This window comes from Chryseobacterium sp. CY350, assembly GCF_027945075.1.
Classification (GTDB): Bacteria; Bacteroidota; Bacteroidia; order Flavobacteriales; family Weeksellaceae; genus Chryseobacterium.
Window position 1 is genome coordinate 1,192,471 of sequence record NZ_CP116034.1, and the last position, 20,046, is coordinate 1,212,516.

General features: G+C 35.6%; 15 protein-coding genes. 1 reads left to right on the forward strand and 14 read right to left on the reverse strand.

Annotated features, from left to right (window positions below):
- Positions 1–58: 58 nt before the first annotated feature.
- The gene (locus PGH12_RS05450) at positions 59–1,588 is read right to left on the reverse strand and encodes an aldehyde dehydrogenase family protein (RefSeq protein ID WP_267597104.1); all 1,530 of its coding nucleotides are present in this window, start codon (positions 1,586–1,588) and stop codon (positions 59–61) included.
- Positions 1,589–1,767: 179 nt separating this feature from the next.
- Here PGH12_RS05450 and PGH12_RS05455 point away from each other — a divergent pair, with 179 nt between their 5' ends.
- Positions 1,768–2,691, forward strand: coding sequence for an AraC family transcriptional regulator (locus PGH12_RS05455; protein ID WP_267597105.1), 924 nt, complete (start codon positions 1,768–1,770; stop codon positions 2,689–2,691).
- A gap of 198 nt (positions 2,692–2,889) precedes the next feature.
- On the opposite strand, the gene PGH12_RS05460 is transcribed toward PGH12_RS05455, so the two are convergent.
- The 13 genes from PGH12_RS05460 to PGH12_RS05520 all read right to left on the reverse strand — a co-directional run bounded on the left by PGH12_RS05460 (position 2,890) and on the right by PGH12_RS05520 (position 19,975).
- Entirely contained in the window at positions 2,890–5,400 is a 2,511-nt protein-coding gene (locus PGH12_RS05460; RefSeq protein ID WP_267597107.1) for a M1 family metallopeptidase, read from the reverse strand.
- A 22-nt stretch (positions 5,401–5,422) separates the two neighbouring features.
- Positions 5,423–5,653 carry a hypothetical protein gene (locus tag PGH12_RS05465; RefSeq protein ID WP_267597109.1) on the reverse strand — a complete coding sequence of 77 codons (231 nt, stop codon included), beginning with the start codon at positions 5,651–5,653 and terminating at the stop codon, positions 5,423–5,425.
- 182 nt (positions 5,654–5,835) lie between these two features.
- Positions 5,836–6,630: a thymidylate synthase gene (locus PGH12_RS05470; protein WP_267597110.1), complete on the reverse strand. Its 795-nt coding sequence runs from the start codon at positions 6,628–6,630 to the stop codon at positions 5,836–5,838.
- Between the two features lie 306 nt (positions 6,631–6,936).
- Positions 6,937–7,590: a hypothetical protein gene (locus tag PGH12_RS05475; protein ID WP_267597111.1), complete on the reverse strand. Its 654-nt coding sequence runs from the start codon at positions 7,588–7,590 to the stop codon at positions 6,937–6,939.
- 3 nt (positions 7,591–7,593) lie between these two features.
- Positions 7,594–8,034: a hypothetical protein gene (locus PGH12_RS05480; RefSeq protein ID WP_267597112.1), complete on the reverse strand. Its 441-nt coding sequence runs from the start codon at positions 8,032–8,034 to the stop codon at positions 7,594–7,596.
- A 126-nt stretch (positions 8,035–8,160) separates the two neighbouring features.
- Positions 8,161–9,507 (reverse strand): alpha-amylase family glycosyl hydrolase, encoded by a 1,347-nt coding sequence (locus PGH12_RS05485; protein WP_267597113.1) that lies wholly within the window; start codon positions 9,505–9,507, stop codon positions 8,161–8,163.
- Positions 9,508–9,698: 191 nt separating this feature from the next.
- Positions 9,699–10,100: a hypothetical protein gene (locus PGH12_RS05490; RefSeq protein ID WP_267597114.1), complete on the reverse strand. Its 402-nt coding sequence runs from the start codon at positions 10,098–10,100 to the stop codon at positions 9,699–9,701.
- A 113-nt stretch (positions 10,101–10,213) separates the two neighbouring features.
- Positions 10,214–12,541 carry a beta-glucosidase BglX gene (gene bglX, locus PGH12_RS05495; RefSeq protein ID WP_267597115.1) on the reverse strand — a complete coding sequence of 776 codons (2,328 nt, stop codon included), beginning with the start codon at positions 12,539–12,541 and terminating at the stop codon, positions 10,214–10,216.
- A gap of 151 nt (positions 12,542–12,692) precedes the next feature.
- A complete protein-coding gene (locus PGH12_RS05500) occupies positions 12,693–13,259 on the reverse strand; it encodes a hypothetical protein (protein ID WP_267597116.1) in 567 nt (188 codons plus the stop codon).
- 35 nt (positions 13,260–13,294) lie between these two features.
- Positions 13,295–14,002 carry a carboxylesterase family protein gene (locus PGH12_RS05505; protein WP_267597118.1) on the reverse strand — a complete coding sequence of 236 codons (708 nt, stop codon included), beginning with the start codon at positions 14,000–14,002 and terminating at the stop codon, positions 13,295–13,297.
- Between the two features lie 234 nt (positions 14,003–14,236).
- Complete coding sequence (locus tag PGH12_RS05510) at positions 14,237–15,610, reverse strand: glucoamylase family protein (RefSeq protein ID WP_267597119.1); 1,374 nt, start codon at positions 15,608–15,610, stop codon at positions 14,237–14,239.
- A 74-nt stretch (positions 15,611–15,684) separates the two neighbouring features.
- Positions 15,685–17,151, reverse strand: a complete 1,467-nt coding sequence (locus PGH12_RS05515; protein WP_267597120.1) for a RagB/SusD family nutrient uptake outer membrane protein — start codon at positions 17,149–17,151, stop codon at positions 15,685–15,687.
- Between the two features lie 4 nt (positions 17,152–17,155).
- A complete protein-coding gene (locus PGH12_RS05520) occupies positions 17,156–19,975 on the reverse strand; it encodes a SusC/RagA family TonB-linked outer membrane protein (RefSeq protein WP_267597121.1) in 2,820 nt (939 codons plus the stop codon).
- Positions 19,976–20,046: the final 71 nt, after the last annotated feature.

A 20,046-nucleotide genomic window follows, 5' to 3' on the forward strand; every position in this document is an offset into this window, starting at 1 on the left:
CCCGACCAAAATTCTGTCGGGTTCAGAGTATTATGAGTTAAATTACTGAAAAATAAGATTAAAAGAACCCTAATTTGTTTTTATTGTAAGAGATCAGCATATTCTTCGTCTGACGGTAATGATCCAACATCATTTTGTGATTTTCTCTGCCGATACCCGATTGCTTATAACCTCCGAATGGCGCTCCTGCAGGATAAGAATGATACTGGTTTACCCAAACTCTACCTGCCTGAATCTGACGCGGCACGTTGTATAATTGGTGCGCATCTCTCGTCCATACTCCTGCTCCCAATCCGTAGATGGTATCGTTTGCAATTTTGATTCCTTCTTCTTCATCTTTAAAGGTGGTGAACGCTAAGACAGGCCCGAAAATTTCTTCCTGAAAAATTCTCATTCTGTTATTTCCTTTAAAAATCGTTGGCTGAATGTAATATCCTTCTTCCAAGCCTTCTCCAACATGATTTACATCTCCACCTACCAAAACTTCTGCACCTTCCTCTTTACCTAATTTCATATAAGACAAAATTTTGTCTTTCTGAATTTTCGAAGCCTGCGCTCCCATCATCACTGTTTTATCTAAAGGATTTCCCACTTTTATTGCTTTTACTCTTTCAATAACTTTGGCAATAAAAGCGTCAGCAATATCTTCCTGCACCAACAATCTTGACGGGCAAGTGCAAATTTCACCCTGATTTAATGCAAATAAAACCGCTCCTTCAATGGCTTTATCTAAAAAAGCATCATCCTCATCCATCACCGAACTAAAGAAAACATTAGGTGATTTTCCGCCCAATTCTAATGTAACAGGAATAATATTTTCTGTGGCATATTGCATCACCAAACGACCTGTCGCCGTAGAACCTGTAAAAGCAGCTTTATTGACTTTAGGATTTGTCACCAACGCTCGCCCAAGTTCTGCCCCGAAACCGTTAACAATATTAATAACTCCTGCAGGAAGTAAATCTTTAATTAAATCTACTAAAATCAAAATAGAAATCGGGGTACTTTCTGCCGGCTTCAAAACCACGCAATTTCCCGCAGCCAATGCCGGTGCTAATTTCCAGACTGCCATCAAAATTGGGAAATTCCACGGAATAATCTGCGCAATCACGCCAAGCGGTTCGTGAACAATTAGCGAAACCGTATCTTTATCTAATTCATTATGCGAACCCTCATCTGCCCTGATTACGGAAGCAAAATATCTGAAGTGATCTACTGCCAAAGGTAAATCTGCGGCCAAAGTTTCTCTTACCGCTTTGCCGTTATCAATGGTTTCTACGATTGCTAAATATTCAAGGTTTTGTTCAATTCTGTCGGCAATTTTGTTTAATATTACACTTCTTTCGGTAGATGAAGTGTCTTTCCAGGTTTGGAATGCTTCTTCTGCTGCATTTACAGCTAATTCCAAATCTTCTTTGGAAGAATGCGCCGCCTGTGTAAAAACTTTTCCGTTAACTGGCGAGATTACTTCAAAATAATTACCATTTACGGGTGCTTTAAATTCACCATTAATAAAGTTACCATACTGTTTTTTGAATTCCGGCCACTGTAATACGGTGTCTGATTTCTGTTCTGTTGCTGTACTCATATTTGTATTGTTTGATTTTTATTTACATCCAAATTACATGTACTATTGTATAATGAATAGCAAAATCCTACAAAAAAATATCATAATCGTACTTCGATATGATTTTTATCATTTCATTAACAACTTTATAACCCTTTAATCTTTATATTTGATAGAAGTCGAATAAAATAGATTTACCAATGAATGATCCTAAGTTTTTATTGAATACTCCTGAATTAAAGAAGGAAAGTCAGCTTTTAAACTTGGTTGAGAATCAGACTAAATTTAATTTGAACAACTGTGAATTCAGCATTTATGAAACTCATAAAGCCGCTTTTGATGTAAAACTACATTTTGAGACGATTGCCTTTACGGCAATGTTGCGTGGCAAAAAACACATGAAACTGGAAAATAAAACCAATTATTTTGATTATTTGCCTGGAGAAAGTGTCTTGGTTGCTCCAGGAGAAACAATGGTCATTGACTTTCCTGATGCTGATGAAACTCCTTCACAATGTATTTCTTTAAGTTTAAGTCCCGAATTTATACAAGAATCGCTCGATCACCTGAATTATAATTTCGCCAAGGTAGACGAAACTTCAACATGGAATCTAAAGCTCGACGAATATTTTTTATTTAACAATAAATCTCTCGCTTCGGCAACCAACAATATCATGAGAATCGCTATGGATGATAATTCTCAGAAAGATATCATGGCAGATTTTGCGTTGAAAGAACTGCTGATAAGATTGATGCAAACACAGGCGAGAAGTCTGGTTGAACAAAATTTAGCTAAAAATAAATCTAGAATCGGTTTTGTAGTAGATTACATTAAAAAAAATCTTCATCAGAAACTTTCTATTGACAGCATCGCAAAACTGGCATATGTAAGCAAATCTAATTTCTTTAAAATGTTTAAAGACGAACTTGGAACTTCGCCCAACGACTTCATCCTGCAGGAACGCATCAACAGAGCCAAACAGCTTTTAGCATCCAATAACAGCATCAAAGAAACTGCTTTCCAGACGGGCTTTTCTGATACAAATTATTTTACGCGGGTTTTTAAACAATTGGTTGGCGTAACTCCCAAGAGTTATCAGAATAGAATATTTTATGATATTTAATTCTATAAATCAAAACTAAAATCTTCTTAAAAATATATTTTCCGATTTTTCAAGCTAAAAAATAATACCTGAACAATCATTAAACTTTTTACTTACGAGATAAAAACGAACTTATTTAATTTAGAAATAATTTTAAATTTTGTTGACCAAAAAAAAGCACCTCTTGTAAGAGATGCTTATAAAATGTATAATGATTTATTATTTAAAATTTTCAATCGCTTTGTTGATTGCGTCGATCTGCGGATTAATGTTTGAAGCTTTTTGAGGATTTTGCTTCAGAAGTTCCATTTTCTTATTCAATCCGTCTTTCAGCATTTGGGAAATCATCATTTTTACCTGAGGATTTTCTCCCATCTGACCTTTTGCCTGACCTAAAATTTTCGTGATGCTTTGTGTCGCTTCCAAATTATCAGAAGTCATGATCCAGCTGTATCCTTCTTCTGCAACTTTCCCCAACTCAGGATTCTGGAACTTTAAGAAGGGATAAAATGCGACCAACGGAGCAATATTCGACATCTGAGACGTCACTTTATTTTTAACAATAATTGGTAACATCTGGCTTAATAGCTCTTCAGAAGCACCTTCCAAATCTATTTTATCTGCCAGAGTATTTGCTTTAGAAGGATCAACCGCTAAAACTGCCGCCACAGAATTTGCTTTTACTGAATTTGAAACGGCATTAGCACCTTTTTCAAAAATCGGAAGATATTTTTTATCTTTTACTTTAGCTAAAGCAGCAATCGCGGCACCTTGAACCAGAGTCTTTGGATCATTTGAAGCTAACTTTTCAACATCAGCTCCCAATAATTTCATTTGCTCGCCGTTGGATAAATCTGCTAATTCCAAAGCTTTTTTTCTTACTCTGAAATAAGGATCTTTCAATGCGGCAGATAATAGTTTTGTCGCTGCAGGATTTTTACCAACCTGATCTTTTATTGCATTTAAAGCATTATATCTGCTTTTAAATTCTTTAGACCCAATAAACTGCATCAAGTTTTGTTCGGGAGTTTTAGTTTCTGTAACATCTGCAACCAATATTCCGTCAGCATTGATATTCACCAGGTCAGGATTTTTTGAAACGTCAAAAGTGAATGTATTTTTCGCAGCTGCATTCACCCAAACCTGCTGTCTTTTTGGCTTGCCATTATCATAAACATCAATCGCCAAAGGAAATTCAAAAGGCAATTCCTGTGATTGATTAACAACAACGGTAACCTGCTTTTTTACGGGTTCAAAAGTGTAAGAATAATTTAGTTTCGGATGTCCGCTTCCGAAATACCATTGATTAAAGAACCAATTAAGATCTCTTCCCGAAACTTTTTCAAATGATAATCTCAATTGATGAGCTTCTGCATTTTTGTATTCATACGTTTTCAGATAGTCATTCATTCCGGCAAAAAAAGCTTCGTCGCCCAAATAATTTCTCAGCATATGAAGAATTCCACCGCCTTTTTGATAGGTTACAAGATCGAAAACATCTTCACGGGAATCATAATCAAATCTCACTAAATCTTTTTTGAAATCTGAAGGATTGTGAATATAATTATTCACGTCTTCCATCTGATGGTAATCTGCCTGATCTTTTCCGTACTTATATTCGTTCCAAAGGTATTCTGAATAATTGGCAAAAGACTCATTAACCGTCAGATTACTCCAGCTTTCTGCCGTCACCAAATCACCAAACCAATGGTGAAACAACTCGTGTGCGATCGTATCTTCCCACTTATTTTCGTCGATCAATTGTCCCGGTTTTTGTAGAATATCGCTTCCGTGAAGTGTTGCTGTAGTATTTTCCATCGCGCCACTTACATAATCTCTTCCCGAAATCTGTGCATATTTTGCCCACGGATAATCGTAACCCAGTTTTTTTGAGAAAAACTCGATCATTTCAGGAGTGTTTCCGTAGATCTGTTTTGCGTAAGGTTCGTATTCTTTTTCGATATAATAATCGACCGCAATATTTTTCCATTTATCTTTTACAACTGCATATTCACCAACTCCCATGAAGAAAAGATAGGTTGAATGCCGTTTATCCATCACCCAATGATCGGTTCGCATTCCGTTTGATTCTTTTTGAGTATCTTTTAAAAGACCGTTCGAAAGAGTAACATATTTTTCAGGAACTGTCATGAATATTTCCTGAGTCGTTTTCTGAATAGATTTATCAATTGTGGGAAACCACGCTGATGAAGATTCGGTTTCGCCCTGCGTCCAGATTTGTGTCGGTTTATTGGGATCCTGACCTTGAGCATTTATGAAATAAAGACCTTTTGCATCGCTTATTGCCATACTTCCTTCCTGTTTCACCTCGTTTGGTCTCGCTGTATATTTGATATAAACCGTATAATCCTGATTTTTCTGGTATGTTTTATCTAAAACAATCTTTAAAACATCATTTTTATAATCAAATTTTAAAGGAGATTTCTTCCCGTTGTTATCTAAAGCCACCTCATGAATCAACATACCTTTTGCATCTAGAACCAACTCATTTGTTGCATAGAAATATGGTGCAGCAGTCAACCATTCTTCTCCGTTCATCTGCTCTTTCTGATAATCAAAACTGACTTTAAGTTTGGTATGCTTTAGCTCAGTAACTTTCGAAGGCGTTGCTCTGTAGACTTTTTCTCTACCAGAAGTTTCGGTTTGTGCTGATATATTTCCGGAGACAAAAGCACCGAGCATCGCAATAGATAAAATGATTTTCTTCATTTCTTCCTTTATTATTTTTGGATTATTTTTTAGAATTATTTTTTGTAATGATATCGAAAATATCATTGACTAACGTTTCGTAATCTCCCGTTTTCAGCTGTTCTTTAGTTTTAGCAAAAGCTTTTTTGAGTTCGCTTTCCGGGTTTTCATCGTCAATGATTTCGATGGAAGCAACTCCTTTTATTTGCAGTAAAATTTGTTTTAAATTCTCTGCATCAATATTTTGCTCTAAGGTAATTTTAATCGATTTCATATTCAATAAGTAGTTTTTTATCAAGAATAGTTACAAAAAAAGTGAAGTTTCGGGACTTCACTTTTTATCTTTTATAGTAAGCTAATGGGTTCCAAAATATTTAATTTAAATAATTTAGATACGTTTTAAAAATAGTATTGTGATTTCTACGAAATGACAGACTTAAAATCACCGATCACATTCTAAACTGCCACCGGAGCTTTGATTCCCGGATGTGGATCGTAATTCTCTAAGGTAAAATCTTCATAATTAAAACTGAAAATATCCTTTATTTCAGGATTTAATTTCATCGTCGGGAGCGGTCTTGGATCTCGGGAAAGCTGTCTTTCGACCTGCTCAAAATGATTATTGTAAATATGAACATCACCAAAACTATGAACGTAATCTCCCACTTCAAGATCACAAACCTGCGCAACCATCATGAGTAACAACGCGTAACTTGCAATATTAAAAGGAACTCCAAGAAAAACATCTGCGCTTCTCTGGTATAACTGTAAAGACAATTTTCCATCTGCGACATAGAACTGAAACAAGGCGTGACACGGTGCCAAAGCCATATTGGGAATCTCTGCAACGTTCCATGCAGAAACAATTAATCTTCTGGAATCAGGATTTTTCTTTATCTGATCAATTACTTCTGAAATCTGGTCAACCACTTTATTGTCTGCGCCATTCCAGCTTCTCCACTGCGCACCGTAAACAGGACCTAAATCACCATTTTCATCTGCCCACTCATCCCAAATACTTACGCCATTGTCATTTAAATACTTAACATTGGTATCGCCTTTTAAAAACCACAATAACTCATAAATAATTGATTTAAGATGAACTTTTTTGGTAGTCACCATCGGGAAACCTTTCGATAAATCATATCGCAACTGATACCCGAAAACACTTCTCGTTCCCGTTCCTGTGCGGTCTGTTTTTTCTGTTCCGTTTTCTTTGATGTGTTTTAGAAGGTCTAAATAGTTTTGCATAATTATTTTTTAATGCATTTAATAGGTATTATTTTCCTGCTTCAATTGTTCGATCATTTGGTCTTTTTGCTTAATGTACAGTCGAAATTTAATAATGACAGTGTACTTTTTTGTAAAAACCTTCATCTTCAAATTAAACTGCAAATATAGGTCTTTTAGTTTCTTTGGAAAATTTCTATTCGTTAATGTTCTTTAAAAAATAGTTTTCTGATAACAAAATATAACTATTAAACAATCATTTTTCAAATTGTCATTTTAGAAGAAAAGTAAACTTGAATGAAGCAATAGTAAATTTTATGTTCACTCTTATTGCAACAATCTTACAGAAACATCTTTGGTATTCCCTTTGAGAGATTTTAATTTTCCGAAATTTTCTTTATCAATGATGGTGTCATTCCAATAATCTAAACTGAGATTGCCGAACCTAATAAGTTTTCCGATTCTGCTGTGATTGCCAATTTCTTTTATTCCGTAGTCAATCGGTATATTTCCTATTGATTTTAACTGACCAAATTTGCTGTTATCAATCAAATCGTAAGAATAATAATCAATTTCTATATTTCCAATCTTTTTCACTTTTAATTCTTTTGACTGGTCGGATGTTTCCCAATATTCGATATTTACATCTCCTATTTTTTTGAATCGTTCATTTTTTGTGAGGTTTTTATCCCACTGGTCATAATAATCAATTTTTAGATCTCCAATGCTCTTAAGTTTACCATTCTTAAAGGCATCCTGATAACCAAACTCATTATAATATTTTACTTCACCACCCATTTCATCTGAATAGAAATTTGTGATATTTCCATCTTTACTGAGTGTAATGACTAGATTTTCTACTTTAAGATCAACAGATTCCAGCTTATAAGTTTTCGCTGAAACATAAGCTTGAACTTGACTATAAACTAAAGAATGAAGAGCTAAGAATAAAACCGAAAAAGAAACTCTAAGATTTTTCATGCTTTACCAGATTTTTTCAATTGTTTGAGTAACCGTACTCATTATAAAAGTTTCAGATTCTTTTTTTCCGAACATTTCTTTTGCTAAAGGAGATTCGCCGGAGATGGTCATGATCTTTTTATCTTCAAAAGCAATTTCACCAACGGAAGCAGAAATGTAAAACAGACCTTTATCCGTTTTCACAAGAGCACCGTTCTGAACTTTCTCGCAGGTTTCGGCACTTAATTTCTGAAGAAAACTCTGTTGATTTAAGGTCTCATTGAGTTGTCTCTGAACATTATTTATTTCCTGTTGCAACATTTCGCGACCTGTTTCATATTTATCGCCCATAGAACTTTTGGTGTCGTTGCTTGAAGCACGCGTTTCATTAATTAGATTTTCAAAAACACTAATTTTCTGCGAAATCTTATTTTTAAGTATTTTAAGTATTTCTTCTTTGTTCATTTAATTGTCTTTAAATTAGAGGTATTTAAACATCCAGTTTTGGCTAAAGCCCATATTTTGACAAAATGAAAGCGGGCTAAAGCCCGCTCCTATTGACAATCTTAAACTTTAAGACTAATTTAAATATTATTTTTCGAAAACAGCAAAGTCGGATACTTTAAAATTAAAATCTTTTCCTGTTGCGAAATCACGTTTTGTTTTCTCAAAAACATTTTTAAATTCTCCTGATACCTTTTCATCCTGAATCGAAAAACTGACTGGTTCTTTAGAAAAATTTAAAACAACCAAAACTTCATTTTTACCATTTTTCCTTACGTAAGCCAAAATTTTATCGTTGGCTGTTGTATTAAGAAGATACGTAGAAACTGCAGAGTCGCCGCCTCGAAGCGCAGGATTTGAAGACTTTAAATTTAAAAGAGTTTTATAAAAGTCTGCCATTTCGTATTTCCCATTCCATTCGATCACATCTTTTTCAAAAAATTCAAGTCTTTTCATATTTGGGAGTTCCTGGCCAGAATATAAAAGCGGAATTCCGTTCCATGTCGCGGAAAACACAGCAATTGGCTTTGTAATATCACCATATTTTTCAAACTCGGTTCCGTTCCATGAGTTTTCATCATGATTGGTCGTAAACCAGGCGCGCATAGAAGAATCTCCTATTGCAGAATATTTTTTTAGTAATTCTGTGAGCTCAGATAGTGGTTCGTTATTTTTATAATAATCAGCAGATTTGTGCATCCATTTCCATGAATAACTTGCATCAAAAACCTTCCCATAATCCGGATTTTCGAGCTCATCATATTCACCTATAAAAAATAATGGCTTTAGTTTTTCAACTTCAGGTCTGGCTTCTTCCCAAAAGTCTACTTCTACCCAAGATGCAAGATCGCATCTGAAACCGTCGATATTGGTTTCTTTTACCCAAAATTTCATGGCGTCGATCATCGCCTTTCTCATCTCCTTATTCTTGTAATCTAATTCGATGATATCATCCATCCCTGAAGCCTTGTGAAAACTACCGTCCGGATCTTTTAAATAAAATTCCGGATTCGTTTTTGTCCATACATGATCCCAACCCGTATGATTGGCAACCCAGTCTATAATTACATTAAAACCTAAACGATGCGCTTCGTTTACCATCTGCTTAAACTCATCCATCGTTCCGAATTCCGGATTGATGGAAGTGTAATCTGCGGCCGCGTACTGACTTCCTAAACTTCCTTTTTTGTTCTTTTGGGCAATTGGCGTAACAGGCATGAACCATAATGTCTTGACACCCATGTTTTTCAGGCGTGGCATTTCCTTTTCAAATGCTTTAAAACTGCCTTCCTTAGTATATTGCCTTAGATTGACTTCATAAATATTAGTCGTATGCTTCCATTCCGTAGGTAAATCCATATTATTTCTGATGTTTTGTGTGGTACAAGACAAAAGTCCCAGACCAACAGTTGCGAGTAAAATTGCTTTTCTCATTCATTTAATTTTAACAAAAATAATGAATTGCAACTAAAAAGCGAATGGTGAAAGCTAAATTTCAGAACAAGTTTCAGTTTTTACTATGCAGGTCTTATCAACCAAAATTTATACAATTTTGAATATCATCAAATCAATCCGTTATAAAGTAAAAAACCACTCCGAAGAGTGGTTTAATTTGAATTTTTATTTTATTGATAAATGACAACATCATCCTTTTTGATTTGATAACCGGTTTTTTTGAATGGCGTCAGAACATAACTTTCTTTAATATTCTTTCCGCTTTTCCAGATTTTGCTTTTTCCTTTTCTCGTAAGAATAATGCTTTTTGCTGCTTCATGCGGAATAAAAACCTCAGCACGTGTCATATTTTTGCTAAAGATAACCGCAGTCATTGAATTATAGCTTTTGTCTGAACTTACATCGTTTAGTTTGATCTTCTGCTCAAAAACCCGCACACAGGTATTTTTAATCTGTGAATAAGTGTAACCTGCAGAGCCGATGCAACCGTGTACATCTTTATCTCCGCCAACGTTTTGTGCAAAAGCCAGCGAACCGAGGAACATTGCACTACATAAAATTGCTTTTTTCATACTTGAAATCATTAATGTTTTTTTAATGCGCAAATGTAAATTAAAAATATGATATCAATCAAATTATTTTTTTTGCATAAAAAAAGCCACTCTTGCGAATGACTTTCAGAATATTATTTTGTCCAGGTAATTTTTGAATGTTTCACCTCTTCGGAGTTTGTTCCGATCATCACGTCAAATTCTCCGGCTTCCCAATCGTATTTCAGATCTCCATTGTAGAATTTCAGATGTTCAGGAGTGATATCAAAAGTGATTTTTTTAGATTCACCTTTTTTCAGCATCACTTTTTGAAATCCTTTCAATTCTTTTACCGGTCTTGTTATACTTCCTACCATATCTCTGATGTAAAGCTGTATTACCTCTGCACCGTCATAATTTCCGGAATTTGTAACTGTTACAGAAGCCTGAACCGTTTGATTTCCTTTCGGATTGGCATTGGAAACCGTCACATCAGAATAATTGAATTTTGTATAGCTTAAACCGTAACCAAACGGATACAATGGCGTATTACATTCATCCATATAATTCGAACGGAATCTCTGGTACTCACATTTATCAACTAATTTCTGGTCTAATGGACGACCTGTATTTTTAGCATTATAATAAATAGGAACTTGTCCAAGACTTCTCGGGAAGGTCATCGGCAATTTTCCTGAAGGATTTACTTTTCCAAACAAAACATCTGCGATGGCATTTCCAGCCTCTGAACCTGCGAACCATGTGTTTAAAATGGCGTCTGGCGTATCTTTCATATTTGTCAACGCTAGCGGTCGACCTGTGAAAAGAACCACTGCAATTGGTTTTCCTGTCTTTTTTAATTCGTTCAATAAATCAATCTGAGATTGCGGAATGGTAATTTCAGTTCTTGAAGAAGACTCTCCGCTCATTTCTGCAGATTCTCCAATTGCCAAAACAATGACATCTGCTTTATTGGCAACGTCAACGGCTTCTTTTAGTAAAACTTCTTTTGAACGATTGTCTCTATCTGTAACTTTACCGTGTGCCGCGTAAATTTCTTCAAGTTTAGCATCATAATCAATATTGGCACCTTTGGCAGATAAAAATTTAACTTCCTTTCCGTAATTAGCCTGAAGACCCTGCATAAGATTTACTGCATTGGCATGTTTTGAAGCAACGCTCCAAGTTCCGGGCATATTCATCGAGTTGTTTACCAATGGACCAATAACAGCAACCGTTCCCGATTTTTTGAGAGGTAAAACCTGATTTTCGTTTTTCATTAAAACCATAGACTGAGCTGCTGCACTTCTTGCAATGTTACGGTTTTCCATGCTGTACACTTCTTTCGCTGCCAGTTTTACATCTCCATGCTTATAAGGATTGTCGAATAAGCCTAAATCATATTTAGCTTCCAAAATTCTTTTGGCAGCCATATCGATTTCCGCCTGAGTGACTTTTCCTTCAGCCAGAGATTTTTTTAATGTAGTTAAAAAGCCTTCGCCAACCATATCCATATCAACACCTGCTTTTAAAGCTAAAGCTGAAACCTGTTGAAGATCTCCCATTCCGTGGTCAACCATTTCGTTGATTCCGGTGTAATCTGTTACCACAAAACCTTTAAATTTCCATTGGTTTCTCAACACTTCAGTCTGCAACCATCTGTTTCCGGTAGCCGGAACTCCATCAACTTCATTAAAAGAAGCCATCACAGAAGCAACTCCTGCATCGACCGCCGCTTTATAAGGTGGGAAATATTCGTTGAACATTCTCACGTGGCTCATATCAACGGTATTATAATCTCTACCAGCTTCACCAGCACCGTACAATGCAAAGTGTTTTACGCATGCTAAAATGTTGGTTCCGTTGGCCAAGTCTTTTCCCTGGTAGCCATAGACCATATTTTTAGAAATTTCACTTCCTAAGTATGGATCTTCTCCCGAACCTTCAGAAACCCTTCCCCATCTTGGTTCGCGGGAAATATCTACCATTGGCGAGAACGTCCAGTTGATTCCGTCTGCTGCGGCTTCTCTTGCGGCAACTCTTGCAGATTGCTGAATTAAATTCATATCCCATGACGCTGCCAATCCTAATGGAATCGGGAACGTTGTTTCATACCCGTGAATCACATCCATCCCGAAAATCAAAGGAATTTTCAGACGGCTGTTTTCTACTGCTACTTTCTGAACGGCTTTGATTTTCTCAGCTCCTTTTATATTAAAAAGTCCACCGACTAATCCCTGCTCAACTTTTTTTCCGATGTCTGAACTTTTAGCCAAACCCGTTGTAAAATCACCTGAACTTGGTAAATTCAGCTGTCCGATTTTTTCGTCTAAGGTCATTTTAGCCAGAAGCGCATCAACAAACGCTTTTTTCTTCGCCTGATACTGTGCCGTTTGATAAGACTGAACTGGCTTCGTGACCATTTCCTGTGCCGAAAACATTGGCGCAAGTGCCATTGTGGCGATTACAATTAACTTTTTCATAGATCTATCTTCTTTAATTATATTTTTCTTTCTGTTTTAATTTTGTTAAACGCTAAGGCGCTAATTTGTCTGACAAATTTCGTTTTTTTAAGGCGCAAGGTTTTCACTTATTTTAAATTTTTAGTCATTCCACAAACGACAAATTACTATTTTAGACATATACTTCTCGGGTATATTCCAGTATATTTTCAAAAACAATCTTGTTTATAACTTCTTTCTTAATTATTCCATTCTCATTATTTCTTCTCCAGAAATCATAAATAATTTCTATTTCTTCAGAGATTAAAAAATATTCAAATTGCGCTTTTTTAAATTCCTGTAATTCTAAATAATTAAAAGTTCTCTTTTGTTTAAAGTTTCCTTTTATAATTTCTAAATATTCAAATATTCCATCTTCGGGTTCTCTATCAAATTCGCCTCTGAAATCGTCAATTCTTATTAATCCCGAATACCATTCAAATTTATTTTCAGGAAATATTTCATCTCGTAATGCCTTCAAATTAAAATCTATGTCTGCCAACACATCAAATTTGTTAATATATAACTCATTATTTTTAACTTCAAATTCAGCAATATAGCCCCTCCAAAGTGCTGTACACGAAACAGTGAATTCCGGTCGCTTTTCCGGAAATTCCCGAAAATACTCTTCAATCAACTCCCTATTTAAATAGAATCCCTGATTTTCATAAATTAATTTATCCTGTATTTGTTGGGTCATTTATGGAACAATTTGAATGAATAATTTCTTTTAAGCTATTTCTCTTTTCTTTTATTCAACATCCATTCGTACAAAGCTGGGTTGGAATAGGTCGAATCCCAAGAATTGTGATTGTCGTTAGGGAAAATCGTCAGTTCTGCAGTTGGATTTACAGGATGAAGTGCCTGATAAAAATTAAAAGCATTTTCCGGCAAAACAACATCGTCCATCCCGCCGTGGAAAATCTTCATGTTGAGATTTTTATACTGATGGATGTTGGCATACATTACTCTGTCGGTCGGTGCACAAACTGAAACGACCGCGGCAAACATTTCGGGATGCTCCATTGCTAATTTCAAAGTTCCCCAACCGCCCATTGAAAGACCGGTAAGATAAATTCTGGAGTCGTCAATTTTATATTTTGCCTGAATTTCTTTAATCAGATGATAGACCGTCACCGTATCCCACCATTCATTTTCTGGGCATTGCGGTGCTAAAATTGCGACAGGTTCCTTAATTAAATTTTTATAAGTAAACGGACTGTGCGCTTTTACTTTTTCAAGATCGTTTCCTCTTTCGCCAGAGCCGTGAAGGAAAACGATCAACGGAACTTTTCCTTTTGCATTTTTCGGATAGTCGAGAATGTAGGATATTTTTTCTGTTCGTTTCACTTCTTTACTGAAAGTCGTCTTAACTTCCTGAGCGTTTAAGCTCAAAGAAAACGGAAGAAAAAAAAGTGGTAAATATTTTAATTTAAAATTCATAGTTCTTTAGGTTTTGGCTAAAGCCATTTGATTTTATTTTATAAACAGATGAAAGTCGTTTCCTGTGGATAAAAATTTCTATTTTGCAGAACTCTAATTAGCCCCGATAGAAGCTGCATCCTTTTTTGTTGCAGACGCAGCAAAGCGGAGACTGTGACAAAAAAGATACAGCGGATAGCGGGAAATAGCTTCAAAAAAAATCTGCTATTCGACATCACTTCCAATTTCTGAAAATTATTTGATATTGTACTTTTCAGATTTGAAACTTAATTTTTTTAATCCTTGTTGGATTTCCGGCGCGTTCATGAATAGTTTCCAGAGAAATCCTGTTCTGTAATTTTCGATCATCGGAGCGATTGTTCCCTGATCGATTGCAAGATATCTCGGGGTAGTCCAGTTATTATAATGGATTGATGTTGCATCGTAAGGTCCCGCAGAGCCGATGAATTCGGGTTTTTGAGTGTAAATAAATCTCAGGAAATCCATGGATTCTTTTGGCGAATACGGAAAACTGCTCAAAGCTGCGGTCGGCGTGATCACGCCACGATCATTTTGCGGAAAGTGAGCATCATATCCTACACTTCCGTCTTTGTTTCTAGAGTAACCTGCCGTTAATCCCCAATAATTTGGTCCGTAGCCATTCCAACCTTTTGGATTTTCGACACAGTATTTATAATCAATTAATACCTGATTTTTATTTAAATCAAAATAATTTTTAATTAATTTATCTGACAAATTGCTAGGATCTAAACCGATGTAAGAATATTGTGACCAGAATAAAGGCCCACCGTATTCTTCTGCTCCATTGTGTTTTACATACATGGGAATTCCGTATTTTTCTTTATCCGAAAGGTAGTTTCCGTTTCTCGTCCAGCCTTTGTAATAGGTTTCTGCATCGATGGAATAGGTTGGTGACGATGCTGCTAAAATATAAGTGATTAAACATTCGTTGTAACCCTGAAGCGGAAAATTCATTTCCCACTGATAGTCGGGAGACCAATGCCAATACAGAACTTTTTCTCCTCCTTTTGTGTACCAGTTCCATTGAATTCCTTTCCACAGTTCGTCACATTTTTTGGCGAGTTCTTTTTCTTTGGCGTTTCCATTTTTGAAATATTCACGAACCTGAATAATTCCTGTCGTTAAAAATGCTGTTTCTACTAAATCTCCTCCATTATCTTTTTTACCAAAGGGAACTGTTTTCCCCGTCTCACCGTTGATCCAGTGTGACCATGCGCCTTTATGACGGTCTGATTTCGCCAGGAAATCCATCGCTACAGTCAGTCGCTTTACCGCTTCTTTTCTCGGGATGAAACCTCTTTCTACTCCGACCAATATTGTTGCTAAACCAAATCCTGATCCTCCCGTGGTGACCACGTGTTTATCATTATCCGGATAGACATTGTCTTCGTGATAGCGTTCTCTTCCTAAATTTGAAATGGGTTCTGCGTAATCCCAAAAGTATTTTAAGGCATCTTTCTGGACTTTGTCGAGAAGTTGCTCATCGGAAATATTGTTTGTTGACGTTTTGTTTTCAGTGAAGGTCTTGCTTTTACATGATATAAGTAATAACAAATAAGCAATTAGGAGTGATATATTTTTTTTCATGAAAATCTATCATTAAATAAGTTATAAAAAAGAGGAGAGTAAATCTCTCCTCTTTTAAATTTCACTAAGTATTATTAGTAATTAGGATTTTGTGCAGAACGCCCTTTAGCTTCCGTTATAAACGTTTGAGGCAATGGGAAGACTTCATGCTTTCCAACTACAAAAGTTTTACCATTAGCAGCTAAAGCACTTTGAGCCTGTCCTGTTCTAACGAGATCAAACCACCTGTCATGTTCAAATGCGAGTTCTAATCTTCTTTCTTTCCATATTGCAGTTCTTACATCCGATTGTGTAGAAGCGCTGGTATTAGAAATATTTGCTCTTTGTCTTACCTGATTAAGTAATGGAATAGCGGATGATGTTTGACCGAGTTCATTCAAAGCTTCTGCCTTAATTAATAATACTTCCGCAAATCTGAGATAACGAATGTTAGTATCAGTAGAACTTTGCGTTGTATATGCTGATGAATAAGCTTTATAGTTATAATAGTCATTATCAGCATCGGAACCTACAACTCTACCATCATAAAGCGTCATACCTTTACGGATAATTGTCGCATCTCGTCTTTCTGTATCTCCTTCTGCGGTAAATGCATCATACAAATTCTGAGTAGGAGTATTAAATCCCCAGCCCCAACCACCAGTACCTCTAGCACCTTGCACCTGCGTATATTGCTGAATTCCTTTACCAGTTTCTATACCTGAACCCTGAATTTCGAATATCGATTCCGAATTATTTTCTCCAGAAAGTTTGTAGATATCAATAAAATCTGGGGTAAGTGAATATCCAGTAACAAGATTAGCCTGATCTACTGCCAACTGCCATTTTTTCTGGTATAAATATACTTTAGCCAAAAGAGCATGTGCAGCGCCTTTTGTAGCACGACCAACATCTTTGCCACTATATGCTGACTTATTTGGTAAGGCAGCCGCAGCATCTAACAGATCTTTTTCGATGAAAGCATAAACTTCCGCTTTACTTTTTCTGGTTAACTGCATTGTTATATCATCAGGATTCCCTGTACTTGGAACGTGATCTACTAATGGAACATCACCAAAAGATCTTACTAGAGTAAAATACATAAAAGCACGAAGAAACTTTGCTTCTCCAGCTAGTCTTGCTCTCAAACTTTCATCTGCATTTGTAAGTTGAGGAAGGTATTGTAAAGCTTGATTACATCTGTTGATGCCTTCATAATTTGAAGCAAACAAGCTTTCGAAAGAAGGCGTAGAAGGAGTGAAAGTTAACGCATCCAGAATATCCTTGTCTGAACCCACATCTCCCGGTGTGCTTCCTTTATCTGCATCATCTGACGTAATAGATGTTACTCCTATCCATGAGAATGTACTCATATCCCAATCTAAGAATTTTGCATAAATAGAATTTACGAAACTGGTTGCACCTTCATTATTATTATATAACGATAAATCTGCTGCACTAACCTGTTCCGTAGGGGAAACATCTATAAAATCATTGCTACAGCTTTGATTTATAAATCCTGTAAGAACAAGTGCTGATATAATTATGTATGTTTTTTTCATTTTTTTAAAAATTAACGTTTAAACCAAATACAAAAGTTCTAAGTGTTGGATAAGAATCCAATTCGACGCCAGTAAGTTTATACGGATTTCCGTCAGCATTTAATTCAGAGTTAAATCCTGAATATTTTGTGAAGATAACGGGGTTAATAGCACTTACATAAAACCTCACAGATTTCACATAGTCTACTACATTTCTTATTGTATAACCTACTGAGATATTATTTATTCTAAAATAATCTCCATCTTCTAAGAAAAATGTAGAAGCGATTGGAATAGTGGTGTACGGCCTAGGATTAGAAGCATTAGTATTGGTTGGAGTCCAAAAGTCGTTCGCTACAGAAGATTCAATATTTTCTCCGGAAATTCTTTGAGCTTTTTTACCATTGTAAACGCTGAAGCCAAAAGCTCCGTAACCACTAAGATTAAAATCCCAGTTCTTGTATGCCATAGAAATGTTTACTCCTAAAGTAGATTTTGGAATATAAGAATCAAAATATTTTCTATCATCTGCATCTGCTGAACCTGTCACACCATCACCGTCATTATCTTTGTATTTTAAGTTTCCATTAGCATCGTAGCCATCAGCTTCCCAAAGATAAAAACTACCTAATGCATGACCAACTGTTGTCGCATTGAATAATTTCGTCCACTGTCCATTAGCCAAATCACCTCCAATTAAGGTAGAAATGTTAGAATCGTTTACGCGGGTCAATTTATTTTGGTTATAAGAATAATTTGCTCCTACAGAATACGTAAAATCTTCTCCTACTTTATCTGCCCAGTTAAGGGAGGCCTCAACACCTTTGTTGGTTACTGAGCCTACATGAGACGCAAATGCTATATTTTGACCAGAGGTCATATAATTTTTAACCTCTAAAATTAAATTTTTAGTCTCTCTGTTATAAACATCAAAAGCTCCAGTCAATCTGTTATTTAGAGCTCCAAAATCCAGACCTAAAGATGACTCTTCTGTAATCTCCCATCCTAGATTAGGATCAATACCTTTATTAATGGTCACACCATTACTTACAGGATTGGAACCAAATGCATAATTATATGAAGCCCCAGAAGATAATGGCGGGTAATTCAAAGGAACATTTTGATTTCCTAACCTTCCCCAACCACCTCTTAGTTTAAGCAAATCGAAGAAGCCATCTTTCATAAATGATTCTTCTGAAATCACCCACCCTGCACCGAACGATGGAAAAGTTCCCCACTTATTTCCTTCTGTAAACTGTGAAGAACCATCTCTTCTGACTGTAGCTGTTAAAAGATATTTATTGAGTAGCTTATATTGTGCTCTCGCAAAATACGAGTTTGTTGTATTTTTATTGTACTTTACTGAATTAAGAGATAATATATTATTTATGTATTCAGTTCCTGAAAGATTCCAATAATTAGAAACGGTACCCAAGTCTTTTCTTCTTACAATCAACTCATCAATTCCATCTTTAACAAAAGATTCTGTTCCTAACATTACATCAATATTATGACTACCAAAAGTTCTGTTATAGTTTAAGAAATTTGTAAGTGACCAGTTATAGTAATCTTGTTTAGTATTGGTCAAGGTATTCTGAGCATTTCCGTCGAATAAAGAAGGAACTCTAGTTGGGTCTGAAGCCAGCCAGATTGCTAGATCGTTTGAAAAATTATATGATTTGAAATTTGAGTACTCACCTGAAAATTGAGAGGTAAATTTCAATCCTTTCATAATTTCTATATCCAATTTAAGGCCTCCCTGCATTAGCATGGTTTTATTTTGCTCATTATTGAAATCTAGTTGACTCACAGGATTGCCGACATTATTAAAGCGTGATCCTGAATAAGAAATATCGCCACTACCATTTATTATAGGAACTCCATATTGTCCGGAAGGAAAAAATACAGGAACTAAAGGTGACTGTTTATAAGCAGTTGTAAAAGCACCAAGTGGTTTAGGACTAACTCTTGTAAAAGCAACACTTAAATTTTGTGATAATGTAATTCTTTTAGAAAGTTTAAATTCGTTATTTGTTCTGAAAGTACTTCTATTGTAGTCAGTTCCTCTTAGAATAGATTGTTCGTCATAATTATTTAAACTAAAAAAATATTTCACAGCTTCTGAAGAACCAGATACCGCAACATTGTGTTGGTTGTAGACACCCGTTCTGGTAATTTCTTTAAACCAATCTGTGTTATATGGTTGGTTTGTAGAGAAAGATCTACCAGGAGTAGTCAAATAACTGTTAGCGGTATTATTATAATTAACAAACTCTTGAGAATTTGCCATCTCTACTTTTTTCAAAGGATTTCTAATACCTATAAGACCATCATACTCTACATTTATCTTTCCTCTACCAGATTTTGTTGTAATGATTATCACACCATTAGCAGCCCTGTTACCATAGATCGCCAATGCAGAAGCATCTTTTAAAACATCATATGAAAGAATGTCATTAGAATTAATATTGTTGATATTATCCATAAACATACCATCAACAACATAAAGTGGAGTTCTGCCTCCCAAAACAGTTCCAAGTCCTCTAATCATTACCGTCGGCGTAGAACCTGGCAGATCTGAAGCCGTTATCTGAACTCCCGCCGCTTTACCTTGTATTGCCTGTGAAGCATTAAGAACTTTAGTCTTTGTAACTTCATCTGCAGAGATTGAACTGATAGAAGTCGTATTATCTACTTTCTTTCTGCTACCATACCCAATCATCACAACTTCCTCGATCTTCTGCTCTTTTGGGAGTGTATCTTGAGGAGTTGTCTGTCCGTTGACGTTCATACCGAAGTAAAGAACAGCAATCAGACCAGAATACTTTAAATTAGTTTGTTTCATATAGTTTAATTTTATCTTGTACAAATCAAATGAGCTACCGTCAATTATTAGATGTTATTTTCTCAAAAGAA